1 protein-coding gene is annotated in these 477 nt (G+C 36.5%); it reads right to left on the bottom strand.

The genetic code is table 11. The features are described from left to right. Nucleotides 1-477 (bottom strand): metal ABC transporter solute-binding protein, Zn/Mn family (locus V7147_RS18405; RefSeq protein ID WP_335369291.1); only part of this gene is annotated, 477 nt, incomplete at both ends.

Below are 477 nucleotides of genomic sequence, written 5' to 3'. Positions count from 1 at the left end.
TCCATAAATTCTGTATTTAATGTTTCTAACTCTCCCTTTAATTCCTTAAAATTTCCTTCGTATATATCCTGACCTGAAGGATTTATGTCGATTAATGCATTTTTTATATTCTCAGCTAATTGAATTGCATAAATAGGGTCTAACCAAATATGTGGGTCGATATCCCCATGATGGTGCTCCTCATCGTTATGGTCATGATCCTCCGTGTGTAAAAAGTCAATTTCAGCTCCTGCTTCAATTAATGCGACTTTTTCGTTTTTAAGTGTTTTTTGAGCATTTGTAACAAAGCCTTCGACACCAACACCTGTATATATAAATGCATCTGCACTCGCGATATCTATCATATCCCTTTGAGTTGGCTCAAATGAATGGGCATCTGCTCCCGGTGGGTATACACTTTTCACTGAAACATCATCGCCGCCTATTTTTTGTGCGAAATCTGTTAAAGGAAATACAGTTGTATAAACAGATAGTTTT

It is taken from the genome of Bacillus sp. JJ1521 (assembly GCF_036965165.1).
In the GTDB taxonomy this organism is placed as follows: domain Bacteria; phylum Bacillota; class Bacilli; order Bacillales; family Bacillaceae_L; genus Ferdinandcohnia.
Note: the sequence above shows the minus strand (reverse complement) of the source record. Positions and strands in the feature narration are given on the sequence as shown.